This window comes from Actinomyces sp. oral taxon 849 str. F0330 (assembly GCF_000239715.1).
Classification (GTDB): Bacteria; Actinomycetota; Actinomycetes; order Actinomycetales; family Actinomycetaceae; genus Actinomyces; species Actinomyces johnsonii.
On sequence record NZ_JH470354.1, the window covers coordinates 47795 to 55058 of the forward strand.

Here is a 7264-nt window from a genome sequence, read left to right on the forward strand (position 1 = left end):
CGGCAGCGCAGGGCCCGTGGCACGGGCGAGTGCGCTAGGTGCGGCGGCGCTGGCCTGCGTCGGCGTCGTGACGGCTCACGGCGCCGGACTGTTCAACCTCGCGGTCCTCGGCGGCCCGGTGGTGATGGCCGCCATGGCGCCGGGGCTCGAACGACTGTGGCGCCGTGGCGGAGCCCGACGCGGCGCCCTGCTGGGGGCCGCAGCCGTCGGACTGCTCCTCGTCGCCGCGGGAGCCTGGGCGATGCGCTCATCCCTGGCCTCGGTCCTGTCCTATCCGCGTCCCGGCGGCAACCTGCCCGAGACGATCTGGGCGGTTCTCACCGACCATCCTCTGCTGGCCACCTTCACACCCTGGTACCTGGGCAACGCCATGATGACCGTACTCGCCCTGCTGGGGGCGGTCTCGGCCTGGCGCACACCGGGGCTGCGCCGATGGTGCACGGCGACCGGTCTGTCCGTCGTCCTCATCCTGCTGGCGGCCGGCCCGCACTGGCCGCCGCGGATCCTGGCCGGCCCCTGGTACACCCAACGGGCCCGCATCATGCCACTGGTGACGATCGGGCTACTCGTCCTGGCGACCCTGGGCATTGCCGAGGCGCAGCGCCGCTGGGGGAGCGGCACTGAAGAACCCACCGGTTCCCAGGACGCCGCCACCCCATCGCCTTGGCGTCGGTTCGCGGTCGCGGCCCTGAGTCGGAACGTGCCCGCCTGCTTGCTCATCGCCTCCCTCGTCCTGGCCCCGGCGTGGCGCTGGAGCCTCAAGACGGAGATTCTCCAGGCGATCCACGACCCGGAGAGAATCGCCTACGGGACCATGCTCAGCGACGACGAGCTCGCGCTCATCCGCCGGGCCCCCTCCACCCTGCCCGAGGGCGCCGTCGTCCTGGGCAATCCCTCCAACGGGAGCGCCTACCTGTGGAGCGTCGCCGGGGTGCGGGTCGTCTACCCCTCGAGGCCCGAACCACCCGGGGGAGACCTCCTCTGGCTGGGACGCCACCTCGACGAGATCGGCACGAACCCACGGGTGTGCGGCATTCTCGCCCAGCGCGGCGCGCGCTACTACTACACCGACGACACGGTCGCCGACGGCGCCACCGGCGGGGGACGCGAACCCCTATGGGGTCAGGCCCTCGACCGGCTGCCCCGCCAGTACCTCGAGGCGGTCGACCGGACCCCTGACGGCGCTGTCACCCTGTGGCGCATCACCGCCTGCGACTGATTCGACTGACGGAACCCGGCCCCCGCACTCAGGTCTCGACGTGCTGGACCGCCGACGACGGCTCGGCCGGGGAAGTCGGCTCGGTCGGCTAATCTTGTGACATGGATCCCCACCGCGCCTTCCGCGCCTGCCTTGTCACATCCCTCGCCCTAACCGCGGCCGTCTCACTGGCGGCCTGCGCATCGTCGACCTCGAAGGCTTCGACCACGGCCTCCACCCCCGTGCAGACCGCGCCCGTTGGCCCGCCGGCCACGACGGCACCCAACACCCAGTGCGGGGCCATGGACGCGATCCTCGTCGAAGCCCTGGATCAGACTCCCGAGGGGCAGGCCTACACCGGCCTGCCCGAGGGATCGAGCAGCGAGGACACCCAGTCCGCGTGGAACGCGTTCACCCAGGTCCTGGAGACCAACTACCACGCCCGGTTGCAGACAGCCGCCGGTGGAGATGCCACCGCGACCAGCGCCGTGACCGCCTTGACCACCTACACCGCCACGACCAGCCGATTCGCCGACGGGCAGATCCCGGAGTTCAAAGACGAGTCCCAGGCAGAGAAGGACATCAAGGAGGGGCGTACCCCCGAGCCCAACCCCGAGTACCAGAAGAGCATGGAGGCGCGCACCAACGCACACGTGGAGCTGAGCACCTGCATGCCCCACTGGCCCGTCACCTTCTGACGGCCCCGTGGCCGGCGCCCCAGGGCGCCGGCCTGAGCGGGACCCCGGCCGATCACGGGAAGGGGCGCACCACGTCGGAGGTGATGTTGTTCCAACCGTAGGAGACGGTGATGTGGTCGACTCGCGCCGGCCGCCCCATCCAGTCGGTGTGGATCACCTGGTCGCCTCCCAGATAGATGGCCACGTGCGTGACCACGCCGCCGGAGGTGTAGAAGATGAGGTCACCGCGCTGTCGTTGGTTGAACGGCACGTGCATCATCTGCGGGTGGCGGTAGAGCTCCTGGGAGGTGCGGTAGTCGGGCCAGCCGTGCTTGATCACGTTGATCGGCTGCGGGTCGAGCCCCGCCTTGTACAGGGACTGGAGCACCAGTCCCGAGCAGTCGAAGCCCAGGCCGTAAGGGCCGGCCCCGCCCCAGGTGTAGCTGGAGCCGATCTGGTTCCAGGCGTAGCCGATCATCGTCTCGATGCGTTCACCGCGGGTGGCGCTCAGGGACGTGGGGACCTCCTGGTGCTGGTCCACCCACCAGGAGAAGCCCGTGTTGAGCGCGTTCCAGGTCGACTCGTCCACCACCCCGGTCTGGGGCAGACCCGTCCGGCGCTGGAAGTTGCGCACCGCCGAGACGAAGGAGGAGTCGACGCTGGCCAGCTTCGTGGAGTGCCACAGACCCAGGCGCTGCTGGACGATGCGCACTTTGATGCCGTTCATTCCCCAGGTCAGCGTGTTGGTTGACCATCCCAGGGGCGTGATCGAGGAGACCGGCTGCAGGTAGCCCGACGGCGCCTGGTAACCGATCCAGGCCCCTGACGAGGTGAAGGACTGCGAGTTGCCGTTGATGGTGCGCGTCCCGGTCACCATAGCCCCGGTGCTCGGGTCCAGGTAGTACCAGGTGGCCCCGTCCTTGAGCCAGTCCGTGGCCATCGCCCCGCTGGTCGGGTCGAGATAGAACCAGCTGCTGCCCACCCGGAGCCAGCCGGTGGCCATGGCGCCCGAGCTCTGCAGGTAGAACCAGTGACCGCCCGTGGACAGCCAGCCGGTGGTCATGATGCCGGTGGTGGGGTTGAGATAGAACCAGCTGCCGGCATTCTGGACCCAGCCGTGGGCGCGCGCACCGCCGGGGTGGTAGAAGCGCCAGCCGTCGGCGTGCTGGAGCCAGCCGGTGACCATGGCTCCATTGCCGTTGAGGAAGTAGGTGGAGCCGCCAACGACGAGTTCGCCGGTGGCCATGATGCCGGTGGTGGGATCGAGGTAGAACCAGCTGCCTGCGTCCTGAATCCACCCGGTCGATCGGACCCCGGATGCCGCCAGGTGGTACCAGGACTGCCCGTCCTTCCACCAGCCGGTCAGCATGTTCCCGTCGTCGTCGAAGCGGTAGACCTCGCCGTTGATCCGTGCCCAGCGCGACCGGGCGAGGCTGCCGTCCTTGCCCCGCCACTGCCACTTCTGGCCGACGGCGACCCAGCTGCCCGTGCCGGTGAGATCCGCGATACCGTCGCTTGGAGCGGCGGGGGGCTCCTGCTCGGGCTGAGGGGCGGCCGCTCGGTCCTCGGCGCCGGCTCGGTCCTTCGCCTCGGGGGAGGCCGCCTCGGACGGCTCAGTAGAAGACTCGTCACGAGGCGCCTCCGGGGGAGCGGCGTCGGGATCGGCGTCGGCGGCCGCAGGGGGCTGGGGCGTAGCCGTTTCCTGCGCTGCGGGAGACTCTGCGGCCCATGCGGGTGGCGAGGTGATTGTCGGCAGGCCGACGACGGCCGGTCCTGTCAGGGCGATGGGAAGAAGTATCAGGATACTGGTGCGCACCGTTGCGCGATATGAAGTTTTCACAGACAAAGGATACCGCCTGAACAATCGCTGTGCGCTGTTCAGGCGGCTATCGAAGACGGCCGGATGAACCGGCGGCTCCGTTGATTGGACGATCGCTTCGTCGGGTGGCTACTGCCCCTGAGCGGCGTATTTGGCCTCGACCTCTGCCTTGAGCGGGCGCCACCAGGCCTCGTTGTCCCGGTACCAGTCGATGGTGGCCTGCAGGCCGGAGCGGAAGTCGGTGAACTTCGGTGCCCAGCCGAGCTCCTCGACCAGCTTGGAGTTGTCGATGGCGTAGCGCATGTCGTGGCCGGGGCGGTCGGCGACGTGCTCGTAGTCGTCGGGCGCGTAGCCCATGAGCTCCAGGATCAGCTCGACCACCTCCTTGTTGTTCTTCTCGCCGTCGGCTCCGATGAGGTAGGTCTCGCCAATGCGGCCCTTCTCGATGATGTCCCACACGGCGTCGTTGTGGTCCAGGACGTGGATCCAGTCGCGCACGTTCTCACCGGCGCCGTAGAGCTTGGGGCGCACGCCGTCGATGAGGTTCGTGATCTGGCGCGGGATGAATTTCTCGATGTGCTGGTAGGGCCCGTAGTTGTTCGAGCAGTTGGAGATCGTGGCCTCCACGCCGAAGGAGCGCACCCAGGCGCGCACGAGCAGGTCGCTTCCGGCCTTGGACGAGGAGTAGGGGGAGGAGGGGTTGTAGGGCGTCGTCGGCTCGAACTTCGCCGGGTCGTCCAGCTCCAGGTCGCCGTAGACCTCGTCGGTGGAGATGTGGTGGAAGCGCGTCTTGTGGCGGCGCGCCGCCTCCAGGAGGGTGAAGGTGCCCACGAGGTTGGTCTGGATGAAGGGGGAGGGGTCTCGCAGCGAGTTGTCGTTGTGGGACTCGGCTGCGAAGTGGACGACGACGTCGGACTGCGCCACGAGCGGGTCGACGACGTCGGCGTCGGCGATGTCCCCGACGACGAGGTTGACGCGGTCGTCGAGGTCCGCCAGTGAGCCCTTGTTACCGGCGTAGGTGAGCTTGTCCAGGACGGTGACGGTGGCATCGGGGTGGCGCACCAGGGTCTGGTGGACGAAGTTGGCGCCGATGAAGCCGGCGCCTCCGGTGATGAGGACGTGCATAGAACTCGCTCCGATACATGGGAACTGTGGGCGGTGGGCGCCCGTCATGGCCGACGCCATCATGCCACAGGAGTCCACGGGAACCCACGGGCGCCTATGGGACACCGCCGTCCTGCTGCTCGAATCTCCTGGGCTGATGTCGCCTGCGGTGGCGAGACCAGATTGCAATGGTCGAGTGATGACGCGGTAAAGCCTTGATCTCTCAAGAAAAGGTGAGGAGTGGGCGGTAGGCGGGCGGGTTGGCGGGTGGAAATGCGTCCTGTAGACGTCAGATGCATCCCAAAATTATCAGTAAACTATCATTAATCTCTCGGAAACCGCTCAGGAATTAAATTTCGTGCCTCTCGAGGGAGCGGCGTCGTCGGTTCCGATAGTGAGGCCTGATTGACGCCAGTCGGCATCACCTCCAAAAGGACTCCTATGAACGTCCCTCGCGCTCTTGGCCGCATCGCCCCATGCGGCGGCCATCGCCTCAGTGGTCATGTCGGTGGTCGCAGTGCTCGCGCACTCGCGTATCGGGCCGCCGGACTCATCGCCCTGACCCCACTCCTCCTGTCAAGCCTGGCCCCCGTGGCCGGCGCCGTGCCCGGCGCCGGAAACTCCAGTGACCAGACCGACGGACCCGCACCAGTCCAGATCCTCGACCTGACCACCTCCAGCGGACAGGCCACCGAGGTCGCCCAGTCGGGGCTCGACGACGCCCAGACCTCCACGGACTCGGGCTCCGGCGACGGGACAGATGCCGAGACGTCAACGCCGTCGGCTGAGGAAGCCAGTAGTGCGGGCAACGGTTCTTCGGTGCGCCCGGCGCCGGCGAGCGGAACGACCAGTTCCGTGCGCCACGCATTCGTTCAGGCCGCAGGCGCGGCCGACGCGCAGTTCCCCTCGATCCTGCCTGCAGCTACCGACCCGCAGGCGGACGCCGCCCTTTTGACCGATCCGCTTGAGGTCGACCGCTTCCTCGTGGCCGGCTTCACCTGGACCGGCGGCGCCGACCTCCCCGAGGGCGTGCGCATCTACCTGCGCGTGAGGGAGAACGGCACCTGGTCGCCCTGGTACCTCAACGAGGCGGCCGACGCCGGTCGCGACGACCGCACGACCTCCGGCACGGGAGAGTTCATCACCGGCGGGGCCGACGCGATCCAGGCCTCCGTCGTCGGCGGCTCATTGCCCGCCGGGCTCAAACTGGCTCTCGTCCCCTCCCAGCCCCAGGGGGAGGAGGTTCTCGACGCCGACGACCTCAAGACCACCGAGGCCCCGCCAACCCCCGTCATCGAGGACGCCGCCGTGCAACCCCAGGCCGGCCGGTCCGGGGCATTGGAGAGCTCCGCGGAACCGACCGGCCAGTCAACGTCGGCAGTGACGGCGCAGTCGATCACACCCGCGAGCTTCTCGATGGCGGAGACGACCGCCCGGCCTGCGAGCACTGTGCCAGCCGCTGTGCCAGCTGCTCTGCCGGTGACGACGAGTGCCAACGGCCTGCCGGTGCCGGTCACCACGAGAGCCGAGTGGGGCGCCAACGCCTCCTATATGAGCTGGGACCCCGACTACGCGAGCGCCGGCCACGTCGTCGTCCACCACACCGCCGGCACCAACAACTACTCCGCCGGGCAGTCCGCCTCCATCGTGCGGGGCATCTACTACTACCACGCGGTCACCCTGGACTGGGGCGACATCGGCTACAACTTCCTCATCGACAAGTACGGCACCGTCTTCGAAGGACGCTCCGGCTCTGTGGCTGCGCCCGCCGGCAGGATGAGCGTCGGGGCGCACGCCCGTGGCGTCAACACCGGCACCATGGGCCTGTCCATGATGGGCGACTACAGCAGCGTCAGCCCCTCGGACGCCCAGCTGAGCTCGGTGGGCAAGATGGCCGGATGGTTCCTCAGGCGCGCCGGCATCACGGACGCCAACGGCTGGGCGGGCCTGAACGTGTGGACCACCGAGCGCTACCAGGCCGGCTCCACCATCTCGATGCCCCGCATCCTGGGGCACCGCGATGTCGGCTACACCTCCTGCCCCGGAAACGTCGGCTACTCCAAGCTCGGCACCATCCGCACCATTGCCCAGCAGCAGATCAGCGGCTCCGGCGGTTGGAAAGCGGAGTCTGGCGCCTGGTACTACCTGAAGTCCGACGGCGCCAAGGCCACCGGGTGGGTGGCCGACGCCGGGCGCTGGTACTACCTGGACGCATCCAAGGGCGGTGCCATGGCGACCGGTTGGCTCCGCGATGGCAGTAGCTGGTACTACCTCGATGGCTCCAAGGGCGGTGCCATGGCGACCGGCTGGGTCAGTGACGGCGGCTCCTGGTACTACCTGAACTCCGACGGCGCCCTCGCCACCGGATGGGTGGCCGACGCCGGGCGCTGGTACTACCTGGACGCCTCCAAGGGCGGAGCCATGGCGACCGGCTGGGTCAGTGACGGCGGCGTCCTGGTACTACCC

Annotated in this window: 5 protein-coding genes; 3 read left to right on the forward strand and 2 right to left on the reverse strand. The window is 68.5% G+C overall.

Going from position 1 to position 7264, the window contains the following annotated elements; genetic code table 11:
• Together HMPREF0975_RS14960 and HMPREF0975_RS09725 are read left to right on the forward strand one after the other, a co-directional pair.
• The coding region (locus tag HMPREF0975_RS14960) for a DUF6541 family protein (protein ID WP_009233987.1) at window positions 1-1219 on the forward strand (1219 nt) is incomplete at its 5' end.
• A 101-nt stretch (window positions 1220-1320) separates the two neighbouring features.
• Window positions 1321-1896 carry a hypothetical protein gene (locus HMPREF0975_RS09725; protein ID WP_009233988.1) on the forward strand — a complete coding sequence of 192 codons (576 nt, stop codon included), beginning with the start codon at window positions 1321-1323 and terminating at the stop codon, window positions 1894-1896.
• 52 nt (window positions 1897-1948) lie between these two features.
• On the opposite strand, the gene HMPREF0975_RS09730 is transcribed toward HMPREF0975_RS09725, so the two are convergent.
• Entirely contained in the window at window positions 1949-3715 is a 1767-nt protein-coding gene (locus HMPREF0975_RS09730) for an NlpC/P60 family protein (protein WP_232212504.1), read from the reverse strand.
• Between the two features lie 108 nt (window positions 3716-3823).
• Window positions 3824-4819 carry a dTDP-glucose 4,6-dehydratase gene (gene rfbB / locus HMPREF0975_RS09735; protein ID WP_009233990.1) on the reverse strand — a complete coding sequence of 332 codons (996 nt, stop codon included), beginning with the start codon at window positions 4817-4819 and terminating at the stop codon, window positions 3824-3826.
• Between the two features lie 420 nt (window positions 4820-5239).
• On the opposite strand from rfbB, the gene HMPREF0975_RS09740 reads away from it, so the two are divergent.
• Window positions 5240-7264: N-acetylmuramoyl-L-alanine amidase (locus tag HMPREF0975_RS09740; RefSeq protein ID WP_009233991.1), on the forward strand; the 2025-nt coding region annotated here is incomplete at its 3' end.